This window comes from Burkholderia sp. MSHR3999 (assembly GCF_000833595.1).
GTDB lineage: Bacteria > Pseudomonadota > Gammaproteobacteria > Burkholderiales > Burkholderiaceae > Burkholderia > Burkholderia ubonensis.
On the sequence record NZ_JRFO01000006.1, the window covers coordinates 1,210,613 to 1,235,130 of the forward strand.

Sequence of the window (24,518 nt, forward strand, 5' to 3'; positions counted from 1 at the left end):
GCCATGACTATCTTTCGATTGCCGCGCGATATTGGCTGCGGCTAAATCGGTTGAACGATCCGGACGCGCCCGCCGCGTCCGGCAGCGATACAACCAGGAGGAGTCATGCGAAGCGCCACCGCGCCCCGTTCGAAGCTGCCCGACGTCGGGACGACGATCTTCACCGTGATCGGCCAGCTCGCCGCGCAGCACGATGCGCTGAACCTGTCGCAGGGCGCACCGAATTTCGCGCCCGATCCGGCGCTCGTGGAAGGCGTCGCGCGCGCGATGCGCGACGGGCACAACCAGTACGCGCCGATGGCCGGCGTCGCGCCGCTGCGCGAGCGGCTGGCCGAGAAGACCGAGGCGCTCTACGGCACCCGCTACGACCCGGCCACCGAGGTCACGGTGATCGCGAGCGCGAGCGAGGGGCTGTACGCGACGATCAGCGCGCTCGTGCATCCGGGCGACGAGGTGATCTACTTCGAGCCTTCGTTCGACAGCTATGCGCCGATCGTGCGGATGCAGGGCGCGACGCCGGTCGCGATCAAGCTGTCGCCCGAGCACTTCCGCGTCGACTGGAACGAGGTGGCCGCGGCGATCACGCCGCGCACGCGGATGATCATCGTCAACACGCCGCACAACCCGACCGCGACGGTGTTCTCGGAAGCGGACGTCGCGCGCCTTGCGCAGCTCACGCGCGGCACCGACATCGTGATCCTGTCCGACGAGGTCTACGAGCACGTCGTGTTCGACGGCGCGCTGCACCAGAGCATGGCGCGGCATCGCGAGCTGGCCGAGCGCAGCGTGATCGTGTCGTCGTTCGGCAAGTCGTTCCACGTGACCGGCTGGCGGGTCGGCTACTGTCTCGCGCCGGCCGGGCTGATGGACGAGATCCGCAAGGTGCACCAGTTCATGGTGTTCTCGGCCGACACGCCGATGCAGATTGCATTCGCGGAGATGCTCGCGCAGCCCGACAGCTATCTCGGCCTGTCGGCGTTCTACCAGGCCAAGCGCGACCTGCTCGCGCGCGAGCTGGCCGATTCGCGCTTCGAGCTGCTGCCGAGCGAAGGCTCGTTCTTCATGCTCGCGCGGTTCCGGCATTTCTCCGACGAGCGGGACAGCGATTTCGTGCTGCGCCTGATCCGCGATGCGCGCGTCGCGACGATTCCGCTGTCGGCGTTCTACACCGACGGCACCGACGCCGGCGTGATCCGGCTCAGCTTTTCGAAGGACGACGCGACGCTGATCGAAGGCGCGCGCCGGTTGCGCGGCATATGACATCACTCCGGTCGACGAGGAAAACCTGATGAAACACTTGAAACTCTGGCTCGCGCTCGCCTGCGCGTTCGGCTCCGGCGCGGCGTGCGCCGACGGGCAGCAGACGCTGCGCTTCGGCCTCGAGGCCCAATATCCGCCGTTCGAATCGAAGGCGCCGAACGGCGACCTGCAGGGCTTCGACATCGACGTCGGCAATGCGGTGTGCCAGACCGCGAAGCTGTCGTGCAAATGGGTCGAGACGTCGTTCGACGGGCTGATTCCCGCGCTGCAGGGCCGCAAGTTCGACGCGATCAACTCGGCGATGAATGCGACCGAGCAGCGGCGCCAGGCGATCGACTTCACGACGATCATCTACCGCGTGCCGACGCAGCTGATCGCGCGCAACGGCAGCGGCCTGCAGCCGACGCCGGAATCGCTGAAGGGCAAGCGGGTCGGCGTGCTGCAGGCGTCGATCCAGGAAACCTATGCGAAGGCGCACTGGGAGCCGGCGGGCGTGTCGGTGGTCGCGTACCAGGACCAGAACCAGGCGTACGCGGATCTCGTGGCGGGCCGCCTCGACGCGACGCTGGTGCTCGCGCCGTCCGGCCAGCGCGGCTTCCTGTCGCGCCCGGACGGCAAGGACTTCTCGTTCGCCGGGCAGCCGGTGCGCGACGACCGGATTCTCGGCAACGGCATCGCGTTCGGCCTGCGCAAGGGCGACGACGCGCTGAAGGCGAAGCTGAACGCCGCGATCGACAAGCTGAAGGCCGACGGCACGGTCAAGACGCTGGGCCGGAAGTACTTCGGCGACATCGACATCTCGACAAAGTAAGGATTGCGACGCGATGCCCAGCAGCGATCAGGCGGCCGGCGGCGATGCGATCGTCGCCGCGCTCGTCGCGGAACTCGGCGCGGCATGCGTGACGCCGTCGGCCGACATCGAGCCGCGCTTTTTCACCGCGTACAACGAGCCGCCCGGCGTGCGGCCGCGCGCGCTGGTGCGAGCACGCAGCGTCGACGACGTGTCGCGCGCGCTCGCGTTGTGCACGCGGCTCGGGCAGCCGGTCGTGCCGCAGGGCGGACTGACCGGGCTGGCGCGCGGCGCGGTGGCGCTCGGCGGCGAAGTGGTGCTGTCGATGGAGCGGTTCGCGGGCGTCGAGTCGCTCGACGCCGCGGCGGGCACGATCACGGTGCGCGCCGGCACGCCGCTGCAGACCGTGCAGGAGGCGGCCGAAGCGGCGGGCTTCACGTTCGGCGTCGATCTGGGCGCGCGCGGGTCGTGCCAGATCGGCGGCGCGCTCGCGACCAACGCGGGCGGCACGCGTGCGATCCGCTACGGGATGATGCGCGAGCAGGTGCTCGGGCTCGAGGCGGTGCTCGCGGACGGCGCCGTCGTGTCGTCGATGAACCGGATGCTGAAGAACAACGCCGGCTACGACCTGAAGCAGCTGTTCATCGGCAGCGAAGGCACGCTCGGCGTGATCACGCGCGCGGTGCTGCGGCTGCATCCGCAACTGGCGGCGCCCGCGACCGCGCTGTGCCGGGTTGCCGGCTACGACGCGGTGGTCGGGCTGTGGAACCGCGTGCGCGCGCTGCCCGAGGTGGTCAGCTTCGAGGCGATGTGGCCGGCGTTCTACCGGTATGTCGCCGAACACACGCCCGGGGTCGTCGCGCCGTTCGCGGCCGACGACGGCTTCGCGGTGCTGATCGAATGCGCGACGAGCGCGCCGGGCGGTGATGCGCGACACGCGCTGGAGACATGCCTCGCCGACTGCTTCGACGCGGGGCTCGTCGACGACGCGGCGCTCGCGACGTCGGAGCGGCAGGCGCGCGACATGTGGACGCTGCGCGAAGGGCTCGCGATCGATGCGCTGCCGAATCTCGTCAACTTCGACGTGAGCCTGCCGACGGGCGAGCTCGGCGCGTTTGCCGAGCGTTGCGAGGCGGCGCTGCGCGCGCGCTGGCCGGCGGCCGTGTGCCTGTTCTTCGGGCACGTCGGCGACGGCAACGTGCATATCGGCGTGTCGCTCGCGGCGCACGGCGCCGCGACCGGCGACGAACTGGATCGGACCGTCTATGCAGTCGTGCAGGCGATGGGCGGCTCGATTTCCGCCGAGCACGGGATCGGCGTGCTGAAGCGCCCGTATCTCGGCTGCACGCGCAGCGACGCGGAAATCGGCCTGATGCGCCGGCTGAAGGACGCGCTCGATCCCCATCACATCCTGAATCCCGGCAAGGTGCTTTGACGCGCGGCGCGAGGCAGGCCGGCAGCCGGCCCGGGTTCGATCAGCCGTCGACCCAGCGCAGCGCGCCGATCCGCAGGTGGTCGACGACGCTGCGCACCCAGCCGAGCTCGGCGTCGAGCAGCACGAGCGCATGCTCGTTCTGCAGCAGGAACAGGCGCGGCACCTGGTCGGCCTGCGCGGCATTGCGCAGCGCTTCGAGGCGCGCGCGTTCGGCTTCGAGCGCGGCGATGCGGCGCTCGAGCTGCTGACGGGCGTCGTCGGCGTCGAGCAGCGGCAGGAACGCGAGCCCGGTGCCGAACGCCGGAAACTCGCGCGCGGGCTCCGCAAGCTGCGCGCGCAGCCACGCCTCCCCGGCGGCGCGCCCGGCATCGGTGAGTTCGTAGCGCGTGCGTTCGGGAAACGCGCCGTCGCGCTCGGTGTCGTGCACGGCGATCAGGCCGTCGCGCAGCAGGCGGTCGATCGTCTGGTACAGGCTCGTGCGCTGCCGCACGTTCACGACTTCGTCGTGGCCGCGCGATTTGAGTTGCTGCAGCATCCCGTACGGATGCAGCGGGCCTTCGGTGAGCGTCGCGAGGATCGCGAGCGCCAGCGGCGATGGACGGCTCATGAGGAATAAATAGTCTTGCTATATCTAGTCAAATTATGACTAGTTTATGCGTGACTATCATATTCGACAAGGGTTTCAGCCGAGGTGCGTGCGTTTCGCGGCCGGCGCGACCGTCTCCATCGTCGCGAGACCATGCACGATCCCGCAGTCCTCGACCGAGTGCTCGCCCACGCACTGGCGGCGCAATTCGGTCAGTTGGTCGCGCAGATGCGTCAGTTCGGCCAGCCGCGCGTCGACGTGCCCGATGTGTTCGTCGAGCAGCGCGTTGATCGAATCGCAGCGATCGCCGGGCGTATCGGTGAGGTGCAGCAGCGCGCGGATCTCGTCGTGCGCCATGTCGAGCGCGCGGCAGTTGCGGATGAAGCGCAGCCGTTCGACATGGGTTTCCGTGTAGTTGCGGTAGTTCGCGTGGGTGCGCTCCGCATCGGGCATCAGTCCCTCCTTCTCGTAGAAGCGGATCGTCTCGGGCGTGCAACGCGCCGCCTTGGCCAGTTCGCCTATCTTCATACTTTTCTCCTGCCGAAGGGTTGACCTTGTAGTGGCTTCAAGGTGTTAACTCTACACCGCCAAGCTATTGAGGAGGTTGCGATGACCGACGCCCTGCGTACCCACGACGAACGAACCCGCACGGCCGGCGAGGCCGGCGCATGCTGCGCCGATGCGCGCGACGCGTGCGCGGCGGGTGTCGCCAGTGCGCAAGCGGATACGTCGGCGAAGAAGAAGTCGCACGCGTGCGGCCATGACCACGGTCATGCGCATGAGCACGGTGAGGGTGCGGTGCACAGCGACGGCGAAGCGCACGACCACGACCACGCGGCCGGCGGCTGCTGCGCGCCCGCCGCGCTGACGCTTGCGCCGCTGCCCGTGTCGCAGGCCACGGCGTCCGGCGACGTGCGTTCCGCGTTCCGGATCATGCAGATGGACTGCCCGACCGAGGAGACGCTGATCCGCAAGAAGCTCGGCGGGATGCGCGAGGTGTCGGCGCTCGAATTCAACCTGATGCAGCGGATGCTGACGGTCGAGCACGCGCCCGGCGCGCAGGCGGCGATCGCCGGCGCGATCCGCACGCTCGGCATGACGCCCGAGGCCGCGTCCGCCGATGCGCCGCCGTCGCGCGCGCGCGCCGAGCCGGCGAAGCCGTGGTGGCCGCTCGCGCTGGCCGGCGTCGCCGCGATCGCGTCGGAGGCCGCGAGCTGGGCCGGCCTGCCGTCGTGGCTCGCGGCGGTGCTCGCGCTCGGCGCGGTGCTCGCGTGCGGGATCACCACCTACAAGAAGGGCTGGATCGCGCTGCGCAACGGCAACCTGAACATCAACGCGCTGATGAGCATCGCGGTGACGGGCGCGATGGCGATCGGCCAATGGCCGGAAGCCGCGATGGTGATGGTGCTGTTCACGATCGCCGAACTGATCGAGGCGAAGTCGCTCGACCGCGCGCGCAATGCGATCCAGGGGCTGATGCGGCTCGCGCCGGATACGGCGACGGTGCGCGACGCCGACGGTTCGTGGCGCACCGTCGAGGCCGCGCAGGTCGCGCTCGGCGCGATCGTGCGCGTGAAGCCGGGCGAGCGGATCGGCCTGGACGGCGAAGTCGTCGACGGCCGCTCGACCGTGAACCAGGCGCCGATCACCGGCGAGAGCCTGCCCGTCGAGAAGACGGCCGGCGATACCGTGTTCGCCGGCACGATCAACGAATCCGGCTCGTTCGAATACCGGGTGACCGCGGTCGCGTCGAACACGACGCTCGCGCGCATCATCCACGCGGTCGAGGAGGCGCAGGGCGCGAAGGCGCCGACGCAGCGCTTCGTCGACCAGTTCGCGCGCGTCTACACGCCGATCGTGTTCGCGATCGCGCTGCTGGTTGCCGTGGCGCCGCCGCTCGTCGCGGGCGGCGCATGGCACGAATGGATCTACCGCGCGCTGGTGCTGCTGGTGATCGCGTGCCCGTGCGCGCTCGTGATCTCGACGCCGGTGACGATCGTGTCGGGCCTCGCCGCCGCCGCGCGGCGCGGGATTCTCGTGAAGGGCGGCGTCTACCTGGAAGAGGGGCGCAAGCTCGCGTGGCTCGCGCTCGACAAGACCGGCACGATCACGCACGGCAAGCCGGTGCGGACCGATTTCGTGCTGCGCGCGGCCGACGTCGACGCCGCGCGCGTGCGGCACCTCGCCGCGAGCCTCGCCGTGCGTTCGGATCACCCGGTGTCGCAGGCGATCGCGGCGGCGGCCCGTGCGGAAGGCGCCGCGCCGTTCGCCGACGTGCAGGACTTCGAAGCGCTCGTCGGGCGCGGCGTGCGCGGCGCGATCGACGGCGCGCGCTACTGGCTCGGCAACCACCGGCTCGTCGAGGAGCTGGCGCGCTGCTCGCCGTCGCTGGAAGCGCAGCTCGACGCGCTGGAGCGCGAGGGCAAGAGCGTCGTGATGCTGATCGACGAGACCCGCGTGCTCGGCGTGTTCGCGGTGGCCGACACGATCAAGGACACGAGCCGCGCGGCGATCGCCGAGCTGCATGCGCTCGGCATCCGCACCGCGATGCTGACGGGCGACAACCCGCACACCGCGCAGGCGATCGCACGGCAGGCCGGAATCGACGACGCGCGCGGCAACCAGCTGCCCGAGGACAAGCTCGTGGCAGTCGAGGAGCTCGCCACGAGCGGTGCGGGCGCGGTCGGGATGGTCGGCGACGGGATCAACGACGCGCCGGCGCTCGCGCGCGCCGACATCGGCTTCGCGATGGGCGCGATGGGCACCGATGCCGCGATCGAGACCGCCGACGTCGCGCTGATGGACGACGACCTGCGCAAGATTCCCGCGTTCGTGCGGCTGTCGCGCGCGACGCATCGCGTGCTGGTGCAGAACATCGGTTTCGCGCTCGGCGTGAAGCTCGTGTTCCTCGGCCTGACCGTCGCGGGGCTCGGCACGATGTGGATGGCGGTGTTCGCCGACGCGGGCGCGAGCCTGATCGTCGTCGGCAACGGCTTGCGGCTGCTATCGCGCAGCAAGGCTGCCTGACAGGCGCACCTACGGTGCCAAGGAGCGGACGATGGGTTTCCTGAAATGGATCACGGGCGGCCGCGCGCAGCGTGGCCATCATGGCGGCGGGCACGGCAGTGGGCACCACGAACGCGGCCGCGACCCGCACGGCTGGGGCTGGCAGACGCCGGCCGCCGGCGGCGCGCCGCTGCGCCAGCTAGCTTGCGCGGGATGCGGCGCGCTGAACGACGCGCAGGCGCGTTTCTGCATGCAATGCGGCGCGGCGCAGCAAAGCGCCGCGTGCCGTCGATGCCACGCGGCGCTCGCCGCCGGCGCACGCTTCTGCCCGGCGTGCGGCACGCAAACGGCCTAGAGGATGTTATGAACTTTGCCGCTGATAAGGCAATATGTCGGGATGAAAACCCGCAAGCCTTATCCGAGCGATGTAAGCGACGAAGAATGGTCGTTCGTAGTGCCGTATCTGGCGCTGGTGCGAGAAGACAGTGAACAACGCCGCCACGAGCTTCGCGAGGTCTTCAATGCGCTGCGCTGGCTGATCAGAAGCGGCGCGCCGTGGCGCATGTTGCCTAATGACCTGCCCCCGTGGGAAGCGGTCTATCAACAGACGCAGCGCTGGATGCGAGCGGGCTGTTTCGAGGCGATCGTGCATGATCTGCGAGAACTGTTGCGCGTGTGCGATGGACGCAAAGCGCAACCCAGTGCCATGATCCTGGACAGCCGCACATTGCAATCGACACCGGAATCCGGTGCACGCGCCGGCTACGACGGCGCGAAGCGCCGCAAGGGTTCGAAAGTGCATCTGGCGGTCGATACTCTGGGTCAGTTGCTGGCACTGCATGTGACACCGGCCAATGAGCAGGATCGCGAACAGGTCGAGCAATTGGCGCATGCGGTACAAGAATTGACCGGCCAGAGCGTGGCGCTTGCGTACGTGGATCAGGGCTATACCGGCGAAGCGGCTCGTCAGGCAGCACAAAGCCACGGCATTGAGTTGGAGGTGGTCAAGCACACCGAGGCCAAACGCGGTTTCGTGTTGCTGCCCAGACGCTGGGTGGTCGAGCGCAGCTTCGCATGGGCCGCGCGCTTTCGACGCCTCGCGCGCGACTATGAACGCTTACCTCACACGCTGGCCGGATTCCATTTCCTCGCCTTCGCCTGTCTAATGCTGCCCAAAATCATCGACCTCATTCATATAGGTTCATAACAGGCTCTAGCGTTCGCCCGTCAGCGCAGCGGCAGATGGATTTCCGTGCGCAGGTCGGCCGGCGCCGCATCCATCGGCGTGTTCAGGTACAGCTCGAACGGCGGCGCGTCGGCGGCTTCGCGGCCGGAATGGCGCAGCCAGTCGCCGTACAGCCACTGGTACGCGGTCTTCAGGTCCGCATAGGGCCCGGTGTGCAGCAGCACCGCGTACTCGCCGCCCGGCACGGTCACGCGCTCCACAGGCGCCGCCGGCTCGACGTCCGGCGCGCCGTCGGCCGGCACGAAGCACGCTTTCGCGCGCAGCTGCGCTTCGGGCGTGGTGTCCGGATCGTCGTAGTAAATCCCGATCATCTTCGCGCCGGGCCCGATGAGCCCGTGTTGCGCGACCCAGCCGCCGATTCGCGCGAACGCGTCGCTGACCTTCATGTACGACCCCGTGTGGCCGACCGCGTAGCCCTGCAGCGCCGGCAGGCGGCGGATCGAGACTTCATGCTTGAACATGTCTTCTTCTCCTCTCAGTAATGGATAGATCGGGCGATGCACGCCGGCGCGCCGGTGCTGCGCGGGCGGCACGCCGTACGCATCGCGAAACGCGCGCGCGAACGCGGAGGTCGAGCCGTAGCCTGCGCGCCGCGCGACCTGCTCGATCGGCAGCGCGGTGCAGGCCAGATCCTCGGATGCGCGCGTGATCCGCATCCGCCGCACCGTCGCCAGGATCGACTCGCCGTACAGCGCGCGATAGACGCGATGCCAGTGGTACGGCGACAGGCACGCGATCTCGGCGAGCCGGTTCAGGTCGAGCGTGTCGTCGAGGTGCGTGCGGATGTAGTCGTGCACGCGCGCAAGACGCGTCGCATAGCGGACCCAGCAAGGCGATTCTGCTTTCATTGGCGTACCCGGAACAGGACCGACGTCAAGGTAGCACGGCGCGCGTTGACAAATCTTGCTGAGTTGCGGCGCGCGGGAGCCATGCGGGATTGAATCCGCCCCATTTCTTTTTTGAAATGGGGTCTCGTCCTCATCGATCTATGACTAAAGTTAAAGACGGTGAAATCGGAGGAAAGCGTCATTTTTCTGGGTTAAGTTGCAAGGGCAGGATCGCGCGTCATTTCGAAGTACGCAGGTAGTTCGTCGATGTTCAATCGCAACGCCACGTTTTCGGGAGAGAAGAAATGGATGCATCCAGCTTCATCACAACGCTGCAGACCACGCTAGGGGGATACCTGCCCAAGATCGCCGGCGCGATCGGCATCCTGGTGATCGGCTGGCTGATCGCCGTCGCGGCGCGGGCCGGCACGCTGCGGCTGCTCGGTGCGCTGAAGGTCGACCAGCGGATCGCCGAAAGCACCGGCCAGGGCGCGTACGTCGAGCGCATCGTCGCCGGCGGCCTGTTCTGGCTCATACTGCTCGTCACCGCGGTGGGCATCTTCAACGTGCTCAACCTGTACGCGGTGTCCAATCCGTTCTCGCTGCTCGTCACCCACATCGTCGACTACCTGCCGAACCTGATCGGCGGCGCGGCGCTCGCGCTGATCGCGTGGCTGATCGCGTCGCTGTTGCGCAGCCTCGCGAACCGCGCGCTGAAAGCGTGCAAGGTCGACGAAAAGCTGACCGAAAGCGCCGGCATGCAGCCGATGAGCGGTTATCTCGGCGACGTGCTGTTCTGGCTCGTGATCCTGATGTTCCTGCCGGCGATCCTGTCCGCGTTCGCGCTGTCGGGCCTGCTGTCGCCGGTGCAGGGGATGGTCGACAAGCTGCTCGCGATCGTGCCGAACCTGTTCGCGGCGGCCGTGATCGGCGTCGTCGGCTGGATCGTCGCGCGCGTGCTGCGCGGGCTCGTCACGAACCTGCTGATCGCGGCGGGCGCGGACAAGCTCACCGAGCGCCTCGACAGCCCGACGCCGGTGCGCGTGTCGAGCTTCGTCGGCACGGTCGTCTACGTGTTCGTGTTCGTGCCGACGCTGATCTCCGCGCTCGACGCGCTGAAGATCGACGTGATCTCCGGCCCCGCGACCAACATGCTGAACCAGTTCCTCGCCGCGGTGCCGGACATCGTCGCGGCACTCGTGATCGTGCTCGTCACGTTCTACTTCGCGCGCTTCGTCGCCGCGCTCGCGCAAAAGCTGCTGGTCGCGGCGGGCGTCGACGGCCTGCCGAAGGTGCTCGGCGTCGAGCCGGTGTTCTCGGGCATGCTGCAGCCGTCGGTGCTGGCCGCGCGGCTGATCGTGTTCTTCGCGATGCTGTTCGCCGCGGTCGAGGCGTCGAACCGGCTCGGCTTCTCGCAGGTGCGCGACGTGGTCACGCTGTTCATCGAGTTCGGCGGGCACGTGCTGATGGGCGGCGTGATCCTCGTGATCGGCTTCTGGCTCGCGGGCCTCGCGCGCCGCGTGATCCAGCAGGCGGACACGCAGCACAGCGTGCTGTTCGCGCGCATCGCGCAGTTCGCGATCCTCGGCCTCGTGTTCGCGATGGGGCTGCGCGCGATGGGCATCGCGAACGAGATCGTGCAGCTCGCGTTCGGCCTCGTGCTCGGCGCGATCGCGGTGGCGGTCGCGCTGTCGTTCGGCCTCGGCGGACGCGACGCGGCCGGCAAGCTGCTCGATCGCTGGTTCAACCAGCGCGGCGGCGAGTAAGCGGCAAATGAGCAACGAACGAGCGATGGGCCGCGCTGACGTTTTGCTTACGGAAACGACCGCGCGGACCTTTGCCGAATTTCGATAACACGTCGATTAATGACTCACTAGCATCGATTCTCAGTCGTGCAGACCAGCCCGGCGGACGCGCCCTCGCGGCGCGCCGCCGGACGGACACGCGGTCTGGCGCCCTTGAGGAGAAACCGATGAAAGCAGAGTCGAATGGCCGGCCCGCCGCCGGCGGCAAGTCGTCCGGCCAGCCCGCGCTGCAGCAGACGCTCGGGACCTGGCAGCTGTGGGGCATCGCAGTCGGCCTCGTGATTTCCGGCGAGTATTTCGGCTGGAGTTACGGCTGGGCGAGCGCGGGCACGCTGGGCTTCGTGGTCACCGCGCTGTTCGTCGCGGCGATGTACACCACCTTCATCTTCAGCTTCACCGAGCTGACCACGTCGATTCCGCATGCGGGCGGCCCGTTCGCGTATGCGCGCCGCGCGTTCGGCCCGACGGGCGGCTACCTGGCGGGCGCGGCGACGCTCGTCGAATTCGTGTTCGCGCCGCCCGCGATCGCGCTCGCGATCGGCGCGTACCTGCACGTGCAGTTTCCGGGGCTCGAACCGAAGCATGCGGCGATGGGCGCGTATCTCGTGTTCATGGCGCTGAACATCGTCGGCGTGCAGATCGCCGCGACCTTCGAGCTCGTCGTCACGCTGCTCGCGATCTTCGAGCTGCTGGTGTTCATGGGCGTCGTGTCGCCGGGCTTCGCGTGGAGCAACTTCATGAAGGGCGGCTGGGCGGGCGCCGATCACTTCAGCGTCGGCTCGTTCCACGGGATGTTCGCGGCGATCCCGTTCGCGATCTGGTTCTTCCTCGCGATCGAAGGCGTCGCGATGGCGGCCGAGGAAGCGAAGAACCCGAAGCGCTCGATCCCGATCGCGTACGTGGCCGGCATCCTGACGCTCGTCATTCTCGCGATCGGCGTGATGGTGTTCGCGGGCGGCGCGGGCGACTGGACCAAGCTCGCGAACATCAACGACCCGCTGCCGCAGGCGATGAAATACATCGTCGGCGAGAACAGCGGCTGGATGCACATGCTCGTGTGGCTCGGCCTGTTCGGCCTCGTCGCATCGTTCCACGGGATCATCCTCGGCTACTCGCGCCAGATCTTCGCGCTGGCCCGCGAAGGCTACCTGCCGGAGTGGCTCGGCAAGGTGCACCCGCGCTTCAAGACCCCGCATCGCGCGATCCTCGCGGGCGGCGTGGTCGGCATCGCGGCGATCTACAGCGACGAGCTGATCCAGTTCGGCGGCCAGACGCTGACCGCGAACATCGTCACGATGTCGGTGTTCGGCGCGATCGTGATGTATATCGTCAGCATGGCCGCGCTGTTCAAGCTGCGCCGCACGCAGCCGGGCATGGCGCGGCCGTTCCGCGCGCCGCTGTATCCGTTGTTCCCGGCGTTCGCGATCGTCGCCGCGCTGATCTGTCTCGCGACGATGGTGTATTTCAACGGGCTCGTCGCGATGGTGTTCGTCGCGTTCCTCGCGCTCGGCTACGCGTACTTCCTCGCGACCCGCGCGCAGCGCGCGAGCGCGCCGGGCGACGCGCTGCTGGAGGAATGAAGGTGATGGGCCGTTGACACGGCATCCGGCGCGCCCGCGGCAAGGGCGCGCCGTCGGCTTTTGGCAAGGAGACTCGCACAATGTCCTACACGGAGACGATCGGTTCGCGCACCTACCGCTTCGCGGACCTGAAGACGCTGCTCGCGAAGGCGAGCCCGCTGCGTTCCGGCGACCAGCTCGCCGGCGTCGCGGCGGCGAGCGAGGAGGAGCGCGTCGCCGCGAAGATCGCGCTCGCGGGCGTGCCGCTCAAGGCGTTCCTGAGCGAAGCGCTGATTCCCTACGAAGACGACGAGGTCACGCGCCTGATCGTCGACGATCACGATGCGGCCGCGTTCGCGGAAATCTCGCACCTGACGGTCGGCGACTTCCGCAACTGGCTGCTGTCGCCGGCGGCCGACGGCGCGGCGCTCGAACGGATCGCGCCGGGCCTCACGCCGGAGATGGTCGCGGCCGTGTCGAAGCTGATGCGCAACCAGGACCTGATCGCGGCGGCGAGGAAGCGCCGCGTCGTCACGCGCTTTCGCAACACGGTCGGGCTGCCGGGCCGGATGTCGGTGCGCCTGCAGCCGAACCACCCGACCGACGACGTGAAGGGGATCGCCGCATCGATGCTCGACGGGCTGATGTACGGCTGCGGCGACGCGATGATCGGCATCAACCCGGCCACCGACAGCCTCGCCGCGATCGTGAAGCTGCTCGCGATGATCGACGGCTTCCGCGAGCGCTACCGCGTGCCGACCCAGTCGTGCGTGCTCACGCACGTGACCAACACGATCGCGGCGATCGAGAAGGGCGCGCCGGTCGATCTGGTGTTCCAGTCGATCGCGGGCACCGAGAAGGCGAACGCGAGCTTCGGCATCTCGCTCGCGCTGCTCGGCGAGGCGCGCGACGCGGCGCTGTCGCTCCAGCGCGGCACGGTCGGCAACAATCTCATGTACTTCGAGACGGGGCAGGGCAGCGCGCTGTCCGCGAACGCGCACCACGGCGTCGACCAGCAGACCTGCGAGGTGCGCGCATACGCGGTCGCGCGCAAGTTCGAGCCGTTCCTCGTGAACACGGTGGTCGGCTTCATCGGGCCCGAATACCTGTACGACGGCAAGCAGATCATCCGCGCGGGGCTCGAGGATCATTTCTGCGGCAAGCTGCTCGGCGTGCCGATGGGCTGCGACATCTGCTACACGAACCACGCGGAAGCGGACCAGGACGACATGGACACGCTGCTGACGCTGCTCGGTGCGGCCGGCATCAACTTCATCATGGGGATTCCGGGCGCGGACGACGTGATGCTGAACTACCAGAGCACGTCGTTCCACGACCAGCTGTACGTGCGCGAGGTGCTCGGCCTGCGCCGCGCGCCCGAGTTCGAGGAATGGCTGGAGACGATGGAGATCGCCGACGCGCACGGCGCGTTGCGCGCCGCGTCGGCCCGCGTGCCGCTGCTCGCGGGCGCGAACGACTGGATGGGGCTTTCAGCATGAGCGACGCCGTCGAAAAGAACCCGTGGGGGCAGCTGAAGTCGTTCACGAACGCGCGGATCGCGCTCGGCCGCGCGGGCAACAGCCTGCCGACCGCGCCGCTGCTCGCGTTCAACCTGTCGCACGCGCAGGCGCGCGACGCGGTGCACCAGCCGCTCGACGCCGACACGCTGCGGCGCGAGATCGAGGATGCCGGGCTGCCGACGCTCGGCGTGCAGAGCGCGGCGCCGGACCGCCAGCACTACCTGCGCCGGCCCGACCTCGGCCGCAAGCTGTCCGACGACAGCCGCGGGCTGCTCGCCGGCTACGGCGCGGCGCTGGACGATGCGCCCGACGTGGTGTTCGTGGTCGGCGACGGGCTGTCCGCGTTCGCGGCCGCGAAGCAGGCGCTGCCGCTGCTGGAGGCGGTGCGGCCGCGGCTCGACGCGGACGGCTGGCGGATCGGGCCGGTGGTCGTCGCGCGGCAGGCGCGCGTCGCGCTCGGCGACGAGATCGGCGAGCTGCTGCGCGCGACGCTCGTCGCGATGCTGATCGGCGAGCGGCCGGGGCTGAGTTCGCCGGACAGCCTCGGCGTCTATCTCACCTATGCGCCGAAGGTCGGCTGCCACGACGCGCTGCGCAACTGCATCTCGAACGTGCGGCCGGAAGGGCTGCCGTACGACGCGGCCGCGCACAAGCTGCACTACCTGCTGACGCAGGCGCGCAGGCTCCGGCTCACGGGCGTCGGGCTGAAGGACGACAGCGACGCGCTGCTGCCGCAGGCGGAAGCCGAGCGGATCGGCGCGGTGTGACCGCGCGCCGCTACCTGAACAGCCGCTCACACAGAAAGTCGACGAACACGCGCAGCTTCGGCGACAGTTGCCGGCTCGACGGCCACACGATCGAGAATTGCCCCGGCGCGATCCGGTAGTCGTCGAGCACGGTGACGAGCGCGCCGTGCGCCAGCGCGTCGCGCGCGAGGAAGTCGGGCATGTAGCCGATGCCGAGGCCCGCGAGCACCGCGCCGCGCAGCGCCTCCATGTTGTTGCAGGTCATCGCGGTGCGCAGCTTCAGCGGCGTGCCGTCGTCGGCCGCGAGCGCCCAGTCCTGCAGCTTGCCCGTGGTCGGAAAGCAGTAGCGCACGCAATCGTGCGCCTCCAGGTCGCGCGGCACGCGCGGCGTGCCCGCCTGCGCGAGATACGCGGGCGTCGCGCACAGCACGAACCCGAACGGGCCGAGCCGCCGCGACATCAGGCTCGAATCCGACAGCGCCCCGCTCCTGATCACCGCGTCGAACCCGCCTTCGACGACGTCCACCATCCTGTCGTTGAAATCGAGGTCCAATTCGACGTCCGGATAGTGCCGCCGGAATTCCGGCAGCACCGGCAGCAGGAACCGGTAGCCGATCACGGGCAGGCTCACGCGCAGCTTGCCGCGCGGCCGCTGCGCGGACGCGGTCACGGTCGCCTCCGCGTCGCGGAAGTCCTCGAGGATGCGCTGGCAGCGCTCGAAGAAGTGCCGGCCCTCGTCGGTCAGCGTGACGCGGCGCGTGGTGCGGTGGAACAGGCGCACGCCGAGCGACTGCTCGAGCTTCGCGATCGTCTTGCCGACCGCCGACGCCGAAATGCCGAGCGCGCGGCCGGCCGCGACGAAGCTCAGCGTTTCCGCGGTGCGCACGAAAGCGACGATGCCGTTCAGGTTGTTCATCGAGGTTCCGGATAGGGGCCAGAGCGTTGAAATTCAGGAATTCTAGTCCGCTATATCCGGAGTTCGGCGTGGTTTTTCGGCGATTGAATCCGAATTATCGTGTGTCGCTTCGACGGCGCGGGTGCGCCGGGTTTTCGAGGAGCGAGAGATGGACCACACGTTTTCCGCCGCGTCGGCGTACCGCCGCACGCTCGTGCTGGCCGCGGTATGCGCGGCCGCGGTCGCGCTGCCGCTGAGCTTTTCCGGCGGCGCGGTCGCGACGCCCGCGATCGGCCGCGACCTGCACGGCGGGCCGGTCGCGCTGAACTGGATCACGAACGCGTTCATGCTCGCGTTCGGCAGCTTCCTGATGGCCGCCGGCGCGCTCGCCGACCAGTTCGGCCGCAAGCGCGTGTTCGCGATCGGCGTCGCCGCGTTCACGCTGTTCTCGGTCGCGCTCGCGTTCGCGCCGTCGATCGTCGTGCTCGACCTGCTGCGCGCAGCGCAAGGCCTGGCTGCCGCCGCGGCGCTCGCGGGCGGCACCGCCGCGCTTGCGCAGGAGTTCGACGGCCCGGCGCGCACGCGCGCGTTCAGCCTGCTCGGCACGACGTTCGGCGTCGGCCTCGCATTCGGCCCGGTGCTGGCCGGCTGCCTGATCGAGCGCTACGGCTGGCGCGCGATCTTCGTGACGGGCGCGGCGGCCGGCGCGCTGTCGCTCGCGTTCGGGCTGCCGCGCATGCGCGAGTCGCGCGACCCGCACGCGACGGGGCTCGACTGGCCCGGCACCGCCGCGTTTACCGCCGCGCTCACGCTGCTCACGTTCGGCGTGATCGAGGCGCCGGAGCGCGGCTGGACGAGCCCGCTCGTCATCGGGCTGCTGGCCGGCGCGGCGCTCTTCGCGGCGGCGTTCGTCGCGATCGAGACCCGCGTCGCGCGGCCGATGCTCGACCTGTCGCTGTTCCGCATCCCGCGCTTCGTCGGCGTGCAGGTGCTGCCGGTGTCGACGTGCTGCTGCTATATCGTGCTGCTGGTCGTGCTGCCGCTGCGCTTCATCGGCATCGACGGCTTCAGCGAGATCGACGCCGGCTGGCTGATGCTCGCGATCTCCGCGCCGATGCTGGTCGTGCCGCTCGTCGCGGCGACGCTCGCGCGCCGGCTGTCGGCCGGCGTGATTTCCGGCGTCGGGCTCGTGATCGCGGCGGCGGGGCTCGTGTGGCTGGGCGTCGCATTGCGCCACGGCGCAGGGCCGGCGGCGATCGCGCCGATGCTCGCGATCGGCGTCGGCGCCGGCATGCCGTGGGGGCTGATGGACGGGCTGTCGGTGAGCGTCGTGCCGAAGGAGCGCGCCGGGATGGCGACCGGCATCTTCAGCACGACGCGGGTGGCGGGCGAGGGCATCGCGCTCGCGATCGCCGGCGCGGTGCTCGCGACGCTTGCGCAGGCGGGACTGCGCGCGGGCGCAGGGGTGTCCGTGGCGGGGGCGACGCCCGATGCGATCGTCCGCGCGTCCGCCCGGCTCGCGACCGGCGACCTCGGCGGCGCGGCGGCCGCATGGCCTGAGGCCGGCCGCGCGCTGCTGCGGCACAGCTACCTGCAGGCGTTCAACCATCTGCTGATCGGGCTGGCCGTCGTCACGCTGCTGTGCGCGGCGGTCGTGTTCGTGTTTCTGGGTGGGCGGCGTGGCGTGGAGTCCGGCGAGGCATGCGCGCGGCGGGCCTGACCGACGGGCCGCTGCTCGCGAGCCGGCGCGTCGTGCCGGCACCGGCGGCGCGTCGCTCAACCGTTGCGCATCGTCGCATTCACAACTTTCGCTTGATTTTTCGGCTTCCGTTCCGAAACTGTAAGACGACCGCGCCACGTACACATCGATCTTTCGGTGAAGGCGATACGCGGCGTCTCGAAGCGCCGTAGAAAGCCACAGGAGAATCGGGATGAGTGAGCAAGTCAGTGACAAAGTCGTTCTACACACCATCAAATTTGCGATGTCGTGTGAGAGCGGAGGCGAGGGGGACATCGTGGAACAGGTGCGCCGCGCATTTCGATCGTTGCAGTTGCTCCGTCGTACACAACTCCCGAAAGACATCAATCTTGCCGCCGCCGAGCACTACATGTATGCCCGGTTCCTGGCGGGGGCGACGGGCGATCCGTTGGTCAAGGCAACGCCGGTGCTGTACGGGGCGAAGAAGCGGGTCTATTTCGCGCTCGGCATTCAGGACAGGATGGCGACCACCCCTAATCCCGTGTTGGCCCCGAACACGTCGGTCGAACGTTGGGGACTCAAGGGGGCAAAGGAAGGCTTGCGCGACTACTCGGCCGTCAACAATGGACAACCCGCCAACCGATTCGGCGCGTCGCTCGGCACGTTGAGCAGGGAAGCCTTGCGATACAAGCGAGGCTGATGCGCCATTTGCCCGCACGCCGCTGTCCGCAATTGGCACAGTGTGGCGCGTGCGAACCGCTGAAGGTGCTCCGAATCTGCACAACCCGCCGGGATGGCGGGCGCGCGGCGCGCGCGCGGGCGGGGCCGTGCACGATGGCATGCATGTTGCTGTGTAGTGAACGCGCGCAACCGGCGCCGCAATTGCACAAAGCAAGATGAACAGGAGACATCTGATGAACCCGTTCGACCTGAAACAACTGGGCCTCGACGTCGAATACCCGTACCGTCAGCAATACGACAACTACATCGGCGGCAAGTGGGTGCCTCCGGTCAAGGGCGAATACTTCGAGAACGTGTCGCCGATCAACGGCCAGCCGTTCTGCCGCATTCCGCGCTCCGGCGCCGACGACATCGAGATCGCGCTCGACGCGGCCCATGCCGCGCGCCGCAAGTGGGGCAAGACGTCGGTGACCGAGCGCGCGAACCTGCTGCTCGCCGCGGCCGACCGGATGGAAAAGAACCTGAAGCTGCTCGCCGTCGCGGAAACGATCGACAACGGCAAGCCGCTGCGCGAGACGATGGCCGCCGACCTGCCGCTCGCCGTCGACCACTTCCGCTATTTCGCGGGCTGCATCCGCGCGCAGGAAGGCGGCATCTCCGAGATCGACGACAACACGGTCGCGTACCACTTCCATGAGCCGGTCGGCGTCATCGGCCAGATCATCCCGTGGAACTTCCCGCTGCTGATGGCCGCGTGGAAGCTCGCACCGGCGCTCGCGGCGGGCTGCTGCATCGTGATGAAGCCGGCCGAGCAGACGCCCGCGTCGGTGCTCGTGCTGATGGAGCTGATCGGCGACCTGTTCCCGCCCGGCGTGATCAACATCGTGAACGGCTTCGGCAAGGAGGCCGGCGAAGCGCTCGCGACGAGCAAGCGCATCGCGAAGATCGCGTTCACGGGCTCGACGCCGGTCGGCAAGCACATCCTGCGCGCCGCCGCCGACAACCTGATCCCGTCGACGGTCGAGCTGGGCGGCAAGAGTCCGAACATCTTCTTCGCCGACGTGCTCGACCAGGACGACGCGTTCCTCGACAAGGCGCTCGAAGGGCTCGCGATGTTCGCGCTGAACCAGGGCGAGGTGTGCACGTGCCCGTCGCGCGTGCTGATCCAGGAGTCGATCTACGAGCGCTTCATCGAGAAGGCGGTCGCGCGCGTCGAGCGCATCAAGGCCGGCCATCCGCTCGACCTGCAGACGATGATCGGCGCGCAGGCGTCGCAGCAGCAGCTCGACAAGATCCTGTCGTACATCGACATCGGCCGCGGCGAAGGCGCGCAATGCCTGACGGGCGGCGAGCGCACGGCGCCGGCGGCCGACCTCGGCACGGGCTACTACGTGAAGCCGACGATGCTGTTCGGCAACAACAAGATGCGCGTGTTCCAGGAAGAGATCTTCGGGCCGGTCGCGTCGGTGATGACGTTCAAGGACGAGCAGGAAGCGATCGAGCTCGCGAACGACACGTTCTACGGCCTCGGCGCGGGCGTGTGGACGCGCAACGGCACGCGCGCGTACCGGATGGGCCGCGAGATCGAGGCCGGCCGCGTGTGGACCAACTGCTACCACCTGTACCCCGCGCATGCGGCGTTCGGCGGCTACAAGCAGTCGGGCATCGGCCGCGAGACGCACAAGATGGCGCTGTCGAACTACCAGCAGACGAAGTGCCTGCTGGTCAGCTACCAGGCCGAGGCGCTCGGGTTCTTCTGATCGCCGCTCGTGCGGGCGCGCGCCGTTCGCGTTCGCGCGCCGGCGCGCGTCAGCCCGCGCCGGCGCGTTCCGCGAGGAGCCGACATGGCGGAACCGGTTCTGCCGATTGCCCGGCATCCGGTGTTTCACGACGGCGAGCGCGACGCGCATCGCCGCTTCGGCGTCGTCGACGAGGCCGGGCGCATGCGCGACGTCGTCCCGACGTGGCCGAGCGTCGGCGCGCGGCATTTCATCGAGACGCAACCGTTCATGTTCGTCGGCGCCGGGTGCGGCGGCCGCGCGGCTGCACCAGCCGGGTGCGCGTCGCGCGGCATCGCGGTCAGCCCGAATTGCGCGTCCGGGCGCGCCGTCGTTGAATGACGGGCTTGAGCCGGATCGCACGCGATTCGGCACGGGACTTGCGTGTCATGCGCAGTTCCGGGCGGTTGAAGGAGAAACACGATGAGTGAACGAGTGGAGCGTGCCGCCGAGCCGACGGCCGAGGACACGCAACGCAGCGCGCAAGGCGGCGACGTGCCGGCCGGGCAGGCCGTCGTCAGCGTCGCGCACGACGCCGACGAGCAGGCGCGCAACCTGATCGGCTGGCGGCAGACCTACGACCAGCTCGCGGCGGGCCGCTTCGTCGGCACGCTGACCGAGCTGCCGCTCGACACGATGAAGCTGTTCCGCGAATCGACGAGCCACATGCTGCGCCAGGCGTGCGAGGTGCGCGGCGATGCGTACTGGTTCGGCATCCCGCTCGTGCGCGACGGCGCGGCGCGCGTCGACGCGCACCGGATCGAGGCCGGCGCGCTCGCGTTCCGGCCCGGCAACGTCGAATTCGAATTGCTGACGCCCGCGCAGTTCTCGATCTACGGCGTCGTCGTGCGCGGCGACGTGCTGCGCCGCTACGCGGAGCAGGTCGAGCGCAGCGGGCTCGACGACCGGCTGCCCGCGCAGAGCGTGATGCAGGTCGGCGAGGCGCGGCTCACGCGCCTGTGCGCGCTGCTCGGCGCGCGGCTCGACGACGCGGCCGCCGCCGCGCCGCTGTCGGACCCGCTGCGCAACGACCTGCAGGCCGAGGTGCTCGCGGCGCTGTTCGACGTGTGCGCGCTGCCCGCCGACGGCGCGGCCGGCACGGCGCTGTCGCGGCGGCGCCGGATCGTCGAGCAGGCGCGCGACTACGTGCTCGCGCACCGCTCGCGCCCGGTCGGCGTGCCCGAGCTGTGCGAACGGCTGCACGTGAGCCGCCGCACGCTGCAGTACTGCTTCCAGGACGTGCTCGGGATGGCGCCCGCGACCTATCTGCGCACGCTGCGGCTGAACGGCGCGCGGCGCGACCTGTGCGGCCGCGCGGTGGGGTCCGTGCAGGACGTCGCCGAGGCGTGGGGCTTCTGGCACCTGAGCCAGTTCGCGACCGATTACCGGCGGATGTTCGGCAAGCGACCGTCGGAGACGCTGCGCGAGAGCGTGACGATGGTCGCGGCGGGGTAATGGCGAGGTAGCGGCGGGGGCGGCGAATGCGCGATGGCGCCGCGGGTCAGATGACCGGCCAGCCCACCGCATCCCAATCGACCGCGCGATAGGCGGCCTCGACCGCCGCGAGGGCATCCGGCGCTTCGCTGCGGTGCAGCCCGCGCAGCGCGTCCGGCAGGTCGAGCGCGACCGGCATGCAATGCGGATAGTCGCGCACGCGCAGCGCCGGCGCGATCGTCGTGAAGCACGCGAGCGTCGGCACGTCGAAGCCGTCCGCGAGGTGCACGGCAGCGCTGTCCGACGCGAACAGCACGCTCGCCCCCTTGATCCATGCGATGAATGCCGCGGTGTCGTGCGCGAATCCGCTCGCGTCGACATAGGCGGGATGCGCGACCGGCCCGAACCCGACCACGGGCAGCCGGTAGCGCCGCGCGAGCCGGTCGACGAAAGCGGCCCGCAACGCCGGCGGCACGCTGCGCACCGCGGTGCTCGCGCTCGGGCAGAACAGCGCGTACGGCCGCCGCCACGCATCGGGCAGTGCGGGGAGCGGCACGCGTGCGAGCCAGCGGTTGCGCTTGGCCGATGCGGGCAGCGCCGCCGGGTCCGCGCCGAGCGCGGCGAGAAAGAAGTCGATCATCGGCAGCCGTGCGAAATCCGGCCAGTACAGGTGATTGCCGAGATCGATGCAGTGCGAGGCGGCCGGCAGCGCGTCGGCCGGCCACGGCAGCGCACGCGACGGCGCGACGACGTCGGCCGCGAGCGCATACAGCGTCTCGACGTAGCGTGGCGCGCGGGCAGGGCGGTACAGCGTGAAGCGCAGTCCGGGGTGCGCTTCGCGCAGCGCGGCGAGCGCGGTCAGGCCGATCACCGAATCGCCGAGCTTGACACCCATGCCGTTGATCACGTGCACGTGCGGCGCACCGTCGTAGTCGAGCCGGAACGGCTGCGTCGCCGCGTGCAGCAGGCCCAGCGCGACGGCGGCCGGCACGTGGCCGGCGGCGCGGCCGTGGCCGTGCTCGAGGTCGTAGGGTGCGACGAGCGTGCCGTCCGGCGCGAGCAGCGTGCCCGGCCAGACGCGCGCCTCGTCGGGTGACAGGGCGGCTGCGGCCGGCACGGCGCCCGCTCCCGCGTCATGCGCCGCGTGCGCGGCGCCCCTGCTCGCGGATCTGCTCGAGCGTCGCCGCCGGCGTGCAGGCTTCCTGCGGCACGCGGATCTCGATCAGCGCGGGCAGGCCGCAGGTAAGCGCGCGTTCGAGCGCGGGCGCGAAGTCGGCGGTGCGCTCGACCGTCTCGCCGTGCGCGCCGAACGCGCGCGCATACGCGGCGAAATCCGGGTTCGTGAGCCCGGTGCCGTGCACCCGCCCTGGGTAGTTGCGCTCCTGATGCATGCGGATCGTGCCGAAATGACCGTTGTTGACGACGATCACGACGATGTTCAGCCCGTACTGCATCGCGGTCGCCAGCTCGTTGCCGGCCATCATGAAGCAGCCGTCGCCCGCGAGCGCGACGACCGGCCGCTCCGGATACAGCGATTTCGCGGCGAGCGCGGCCGGCACGCCGTAGCCCATCGCGCCGCTGGTCGGCGCGACCTGCGAGCGGAAATGGCGGTACGCGAAGTGCCGGTGCAGCCAGATCGCGTAGTTGCCCGCGCCGTTGGTCAGGATCGCGTCGTGCGGCAGACGTTCGCGCAACTGCACCATCACGTCGCCGAGCTGGACATCGCCGGGCATCGGCAGCGGCGCGTGCCAGTCGAGATACGCGCGGTGCGCGTCGGCGGCGCTGCCGGCCCACGCGGGCGCGGCCGGCGGGTCGAGCGCGGCGAGCGGCGCGGCGATCTCCGGCATGCCGGACACGATCGGCAGGTCGGCCGCATAGACCCGGCCGAGCTCGTCCGCGCCCTGGTGGACGTGGATCAGCGTCTGGCGGGTCTTCGGGATGTCGAGCAGCGTGTAGCCGCCGGTCGTCGCTTCGCCGAGGCGCGGCCCGAGCGCGAACAGCAGGTCCGCGTCGCGGATGCGTCGCGCGAGCGCGGGATTGATGCCGAGCCCGACGTCGCCCGCGTAGTTCGGATGCGCGTTGTCGAAGGTGTCCTGGTAGCGGAACGCGCACGCGACCGGCAATTGCCAGCGCTCGACGAAGGTGCGCAGGTTCGCGCACGCGTCGGTCGTCCAGCCACTGCCGCCGACGACGACCAGCGGCCGCTCGGCGCGCGCGAGCCGCTCGCGCAGCTCGTCCATCTGCGCGGCGGACGGCGCGGCCGCGACGCGCTTCGCGGGCGGCGCGGCCGGCTGCGAAGCGCACGGCTCGGACAGCACGTCCTCCGGCAGCGCGAGCACGACCGGGCCCGGCCGGCCCGACATCGCGACGTGGAACGCGTGGCTCAGGTATTCAGGGATGCGGCGCGGGTCGTCGATCTGCGCGACCCATTTCGCCATCTGGCCGAACATGCGGCGGTAGTCGATTTCCTGGAAGGCCTCGCGGTCGAGGTGTTCGCGCGCGCACTGGCCGATGAACAGGATCATCGGCGTCGAATCCTGGAACGCGGTGTGCACGCCGATCGACGCGTGCGTCGCGCCGGGCCCGCGCGTGACGAACGCGACGCCGGGGCGGCCGGTCAGCTTGCCGACCGCCTCCGCCATGTTCGCGGCGGCCGCCTCGTGGCGGCAGACGACCGTCTGGAGGCGCGCGGTGTGGTCCGCGAGCGCATCGAGCACGGCCAGAAAGCTCTCGCCCGGCACGCAGAACACGCGTTCGACGTGATTGGCGAGCAACGCATCGACAAGCAGGCGCGCGCCATTGACGCCGCGCGGCTCGAGATCCTCGGAATGCGACATGAGATGCCGTCTCCCTGGGTAGCGGGACGTACAGCTTACGCCGGTTCGGGGGCGGGTGAAAAGTGACGGAACGCGGGTGCATTGACGAACGCCCGCCACAAAGCCGATTCTGGAGAGTAGCCATCGCACATTCCCGACTGACGGAGAACGCATGCATATCACCAGACCGTTCAAGAGCGGCAATTCGCAGGCCATGCAGATTCCAGCCGATCTGGCCTACGAACGCAGCGACATCGAACTTGAAATCGAGCGCGTGGGTGATGAAATCCGCATTCGACCGGCGCGGCGTCGGTTGGCCGGCGTGCCGGAGAAGTTCGCGAAATTCGGGCCGGATTTCATGGCCGACGGCCGCGGCGAGCAGGAGCACACCCAACGCGACGGCCGGTGAGGCCGTGCCCGCTCCTGCTCTCGCAC

General features: G+C 69.4%; 21 protein-coding genes and 1 pseudogene. 16 read left to right on the forward strand and 6 right to left on the reverse strand.

What is annotated here, in order from left to right:
* The first annotated feature begins 105 nt into the window (after positions 1-105).
* From KY49_RS22790 to KY49_RS22800, 3 genes are read left to right on the forward strand one after another with little or no spacing between them, the layout of a single operon-like run.
* Positions 106-1,260 (forward strand): pyridoxal phosphate-dependent aminotransferase, encoded by a 1,155-nt coding sequence (locus KY49_RS22790; protein ID WP_042586714.1) that lies wholly within the window; start codon positions 106-108, stop codon positions 1,258-1,260.
* A gap of 28 nt (positions 1,261-1,288) precedes the next feature.
* Positions 1,289-2,071, forward strand: a complete 783-nt coding sequence (locus KY49_RS22795; RefSeq protein WP_042586715.1) for an ABC transporter substrate-binding protein — start codon at positions 1,289-1,291, stop codon at positions 2,069-2,071.
* Between the two features lie 13 nt (positions 2,072-2,084).
* On the forward strand, positions 2,085-3,485 hold the full coding sequence (locus KY49_RS22800) for an FAD-binding oxidoreductase (RefSeq protein WP_042586716.1): 1,401 nt from the start codon (positions 2,085-2,087) through the stop codon (positions 3,483-3,485).
* Positions 3,486-3,525: 40 nt separating this feature from the next.
* Here KY49_RS22800 and KY49_RS22805 read toward each other — a convergent pair whose 3' ends face one another.
* Positions 3,526-4,092 carry a PadR family transcriptional regulator gene (locus KY49_RS22805; protein ID WP_042586717.1) on the reverse strand — a complete coding sequence of 189 codons (567 nt, stop codon included), beginning with the start codon at positions 4,090-4,092 and terminating at the stop codon, positions 3,526-3,528.
* Positions 4,093-4,167: 75 nt separating this feature from the next.
* Entirely contained in the window at positions 4,168-4,599 is a 432-nt protein-coding gene (gene cadR / locus KY49_RS22810; RefSeq protein ID WP_042586718.1) for a Cd(II)/Pb(II)-responsive transcriptional regulator, read from the reverse strand.
* Between the two features lie 81 nt (positions 4,600-4,680).
* Here cadR and KY49_RS22815 point away from each other — a divergent pair, with 81 nt between their 5' ends.
* From KY49_RS22815 to KY49_RS22825, 3 genes are read left to right on the forward strand one after another with little or no spacing between them, the layout of a single operon-like run.
* A complete protein-coding gene (locus tag KY49_RS22815) occupies positions 4,681-7,098 on the forward strand; it encodes a heavy metal translocating P-type ATPase (protein ID WP_042586719.1) in 2,418 nt (805 codons plus the stop codon).
* A gap of 31 nt (positions 7,099-7,129) precedes the next feature.
* The gene (locus tag KY49_RS22820) at positions 7,130-7,432 is read left to right on the forward strand and encodes a zinc ribbon domain-containing protein (protein WP_042586720.1); all 303 of its coding nucleotides are present in this window, start codon (positions 7,130-7,132) and stop codon (positions 7,430-7,432) included.
* Between the two features lie 42 nt (positions 7,433-7,474).
* Positions 7,475-8,284, forward strand: a complete 810-nt coding sequence (locus KY49_RS22825) for an IS5 family transposase (protein WP_042584131.1) — start codon at positions 7,475-7,477, stop codon at positions 8,282-8,284.
* Between the two features lie 20 nt (positions 8,285-8,304).
* Here KY49_RS22825 and KY49_RS22830 read toward each other — a convergent pair whose 3' ends face one another.
* Positions 8,305-9,171 carry an AraC family transcriptional regulator gene (locus tag KY49_RS22830; protein WP_042586721.1) on the reverse strand — a complete coding sequence of 289 codons (867 nt, stop codon included), beginning with the start codon at positions 9,169-9,171 and terminating at the stop codon, positions 8,305-8,307.
* Positions 9,172-9,455: 284 nt separating this feature from the next.
* On the opposite strand from KY49_RS22830, the gene KY49_RS22835 reads away from it, so the two are divergent.
* From KY49_RS22835 to eutC, 4 genes are all read left to right on the forward strand, one after another.
* Positions 9,456-10,916: a mechanosensitive ion channel gene (locus KY49_RS22835; RefSeq protein ID WP_042586722.1), complete on the forward strand. Its 1,461-nt coding sequence runs from the start codon at positions 9,456-9,458 to the stop codon at positions 10,914-10,916.
* Between the two features lie 206 nt (positions 10,917-11,122).
* Entirely contained in the window at positions 11,123-12,535 is a 1,413-nt protein-coding gene (eat, locus tag KY49_RS22840) for an ethanolamine permease (protein ID WP_042586723.1), read from the forward strand.
* A gap of 80 nt (positions 12,536-12,615) precedes the next feature.
* Positions 12,616-14,013 carry an ethanolamine ammonia-lyase subunit EutB gene (locus tag KY49_RS22845; protein ID WP_010093071.1) on the forward strand — a complete coding sequence of 466 codons (1,398 nt, stop codon included), beginning with the start codon at positions 12,616-12,618 and terminating at the stop codon, positions 14,011-14,013.
* Entirely contained in the window at positions 14,010-14,801 is a 792-nt protein-coding gene (gene eutC / locus KY49_RS22850) for an ethanolamine ammonia-lyase subunit EutC (RefSeq protein ID WP_042586724.1), read from the forward strand. The genes KY49_RS22845 and eutC overlap by 4 nt, the downstream gene beginning before the upstream one ends.
* A gap of 10 nt (positions 14,802-14,811) precedes the next feature.
* Here eutC and KY49_RS22855 read toward each other — a convergent pair whose 3' ends face one another.
* The gene (locus tag KY49_RS22855) at positions 14,812-15,696 is read right to left on the reverse strand and encodes a LysR family transcriptional regulator (protein WP_042586725.1); all 885 of its coding nucleotides are present in this window, start codon (positions 15,694-15,696) and stop codon (positions 14,812-14,814) included.
* Between the two features lie 148 nt (positions 15,697-15,844).
* Here KY49_RS22855 and KY49_RS22860 point away from each other — a divergent pair, with 148 nt between their 5' ends.
* From KY49_RS22860 to KY49_RS22880, 5 genes and pseudogenes are all read left to right on the forward strand, one after another.
* The gene (locus KY49_RS22860; RefSeq protein WP_042586726.1) at positions 15,845-17,395 is read left to right on the forward strand and encodes an MFS transporter; all 1,551 of its coding nucleotides are present in this window, start codon (positions 15,845-15,847) and stop codon (positions 17,393-17,395) included.
* Positions 17,396-17,606: 211 nt separating this feature from the next.
* On the forward strand, positions 17,607-18,074 hold the full coding sequence (locus KY49_RS22865) for a hypothetical protein (protein ID WP_042586727.1): 468 nt from the start codon (positions 17,607-17,609) through the stop codon (positions 18,072-18,074).
* Between the two features lie 214 nt (positions 18,075-18,288).
* Positions 18,289-19,815 carry an acetaldehyde dehydrogenase ExaC gene (exaC, locus tag KY49_RS22870; protein WP_042586728.1) on the forward strand — a complete coding sequence of 509 codons (1,527 nt, stop codon included), beginning with the start codon at positions 18,289-18,291 and terminating at the stop codon, positions 19,813-19,815.
* Between the two features lie 84 nt (positions 19,816-19,899).
* A pseudogene (locus tag KY49_RS22875) lies at positions 19,900-20,115 on the forward strand (hypothetical protein); the annotation flags it as partial.
* 141 nt (positions 20,116-20,256) lie between these two features.
* Positions 20,257-21,288, forward strand: a complete 1,032-nt coding sequence (locus KY49_RS22880) for a helix-turn-helix domain-containing protein (RefSeq protein WP_042586729.1) — start codon at positions 20,257-20,259, stop codon at positions 21,286-21,288.
* A gap of 46 nt (positions 21,289-21,334) precedes the next feature.
* Here the strand turns inward: KY49_RS22880 and KY49_RS22885 are convergent, their stop codons facing one another.
* Both KY49_RS22885 and KY49_RS22890 read right to left on the reverse strand, forming a co-directional pair.
* Positions 21,335-22,384, reverse strand: a complete 1,050-nt coding sequence (locus KY49_RS22885) for an ADP-heptose--LPS heptosyltransferase (protein ID WP_042586730.1) — start codon at positions 22,382-22,384, stop codon at positions 21,335-21,337.
* Positions 22,385-22,400: 16 nt separating this feature from the next.
* Positions 22,401-24,104, reverse strand: coding sequence for a thiamine pyrophosphate-binding protein (locus KY49_RS22890; RefSeq protein WP_042586731.1), 1,704 nt, complete (start codon positions 24,102-24,104; stop codon positions 22,401-22,403).
* A gap of 151 nt (positions 24,105-24,255) precedes the next feature.
* Here KY49_RS22890 and vapB point away from each other — a divergent pair, with 151 nt between their 5' ends.
* On the forward strand, positions 24,256-24,492 hold the full coding sequence (gene vapB, locus KY49_RS22895) for a type II toxin-antitoxin system VapB family antitoxin (protein ID WP_042586732.1): 237 nt from the start codon (positions 24,256-24,258) through the stop codon (positions 24,490-24,492).
* Positions 24,493-24,518 lie beyond the last annotated feature (26 nt).

What these genes read in the sequence shown, in the direction of transcription:
- KY49_RS22890 (WP_042586731.1), bottom strand. Translation starts at nt 24,104, where the DNA reads ATGTCGCATTCCGAGGATCTCGAGCCGCGCGGCGTCAATGGCGCGCGC.
- KY49_RS22860 (WP_042586726.1), top strand. Translation starts at nt 15,845, where the DNA reads ATGGACCACACGTTTTCCGCCGCGTCGGCGTACCGCCGCACGCTCGTG.
- cadR (WP_042586718.1), bottom strand. Translation starts at nt 4,599, where the DNA reads ATGAAGATAGGCGAACTGGCCAAGGCGGCGCGTTGCACGCCCGAGACG.
- KY49_RS22800 (WP_042586716.1), top strand. Translation starts at nt 2,085, where the DNA reads ATGCCCAGCAGCGATCAGGCGGCCGGCGGCGATGCGATCGTCGCCGCG.
- KY49_RS22815 (WP_042586719.1), top strand. Translation starts at nt 4,681, where the DNA reads ATGACCGACGCCCTGCGTACCCACGACGAACGAACCCGCACGGCCGGC.
- KY49_RS22855 (WP_042586725.1), bottom strand. Translation starts at nt 15,696, where the DNA reads ATGAACAACCTGAACGGCATCGTCGCTTTCGTGCGCACCGCGGAAACG.
- KY49_RS22880 (WP_042586729.1), top strand. Translation starts at nt 20,257, where the DNA reads ATGAGTGAACGAGTGGAGCGTGCCGCCGAGCCGACGGCCGAGGACACG.
- eutC (WP_042586724.1), top strand. Translation starts at nt 14,010, where the DNA reads ATGAGCGACGCCGTCGAAAAGAACCCGTGGGGGCAGCTGAAGTCGTTC.
- KY49_RS22825 (WP_042584131.1), top strand. Translation starts at nt 7,475, where the DNA reads ATGAAAACCCGCAAGCCTTATCCGAGCGATGTAAGCGACGAAGAATGG.
- eat (WP_042586723.1), top strand. Translation starts at nt 11,123, where the DNA reads ATGAAAGCAGAGTCGAATGGCCGGCCCGCCGCCGGCGGCAAGTCGTCC.
- KY49_RS22790 (WP_042586714.1), top strand. Translation starts at nt 106, where the DNA reads ATGCGAAGCGCCACCGCGCCCCGTTCGAAGCTGCCCGACGTCGGGACG.
- KY49_RS22830 (WP_042586721.1), bottom strand. Translation starts at nt 9,171, where the DNA reads ATGAAAGCAGAATCGCCTTGCTGGGTCCGCTATGCGACGCGTCTTGCG.
- KY49_RS22820 (WP_042586720.1), top strand. Translation starts at nt 7,130, where the DNA reads ATGGGTTTCCTGAAATGGATCACGGGCGGCCGCGCGCAGCGTGGCCAT.
- KY49_RS22805 (WP_042586717.1), bottom strand. Translation starts at nt 4,092, where the DNA reads ATGAGCCGTCCATCGCCGCTGGCGCTCGCGATCCTCGCGACGCTCACC.
- KY49_RS22865 (WP_042586727.1), top strand. Translation starts at nt 17,607, where the DNA reads ATGAGTGAGCAAGTCAGTGACAAAGTCGTTCTACACACCATCAAATTT.
- vapB (WP_042586732.1), top strand. Translation starts at nt 24,256, where the DNA reads ATGCATATCACCAGACCGTTCAAGAGCGGCAATTCGCAGGCCATGCAG.
- KY49_RS22845 (WP_010093071.1), top strand. Translation starts at nt 12,616, where the DNA reads ATGTCCTACACGGAGACGATCGGTTCGCGCACCTACCGCTTCGCGGAC.
- KY49_RS22795 (WP_042586715.1), top strand. Translation starts at nt 1,289, where the DNA reads ATGAAACACTTGAAACTCTGGCTCGCGCTCGCCTGCGCGTTCGGCTCC.
- KY49_RS22835 (WP_042586722.1), top strand. Translation starts at nt 9,456, where the DNA reads ATGGATGCATCCAGCTTCATCACAACGCTGCAGACCACGCTAGGGGGA.
- exaC (WP_042586728.1), top strand. Translation starts at nt 18,289, where the DNA reads ATGAACCCGTTCGACCTGAAACAACTGGGCCTCGACGTCGAATACCCG.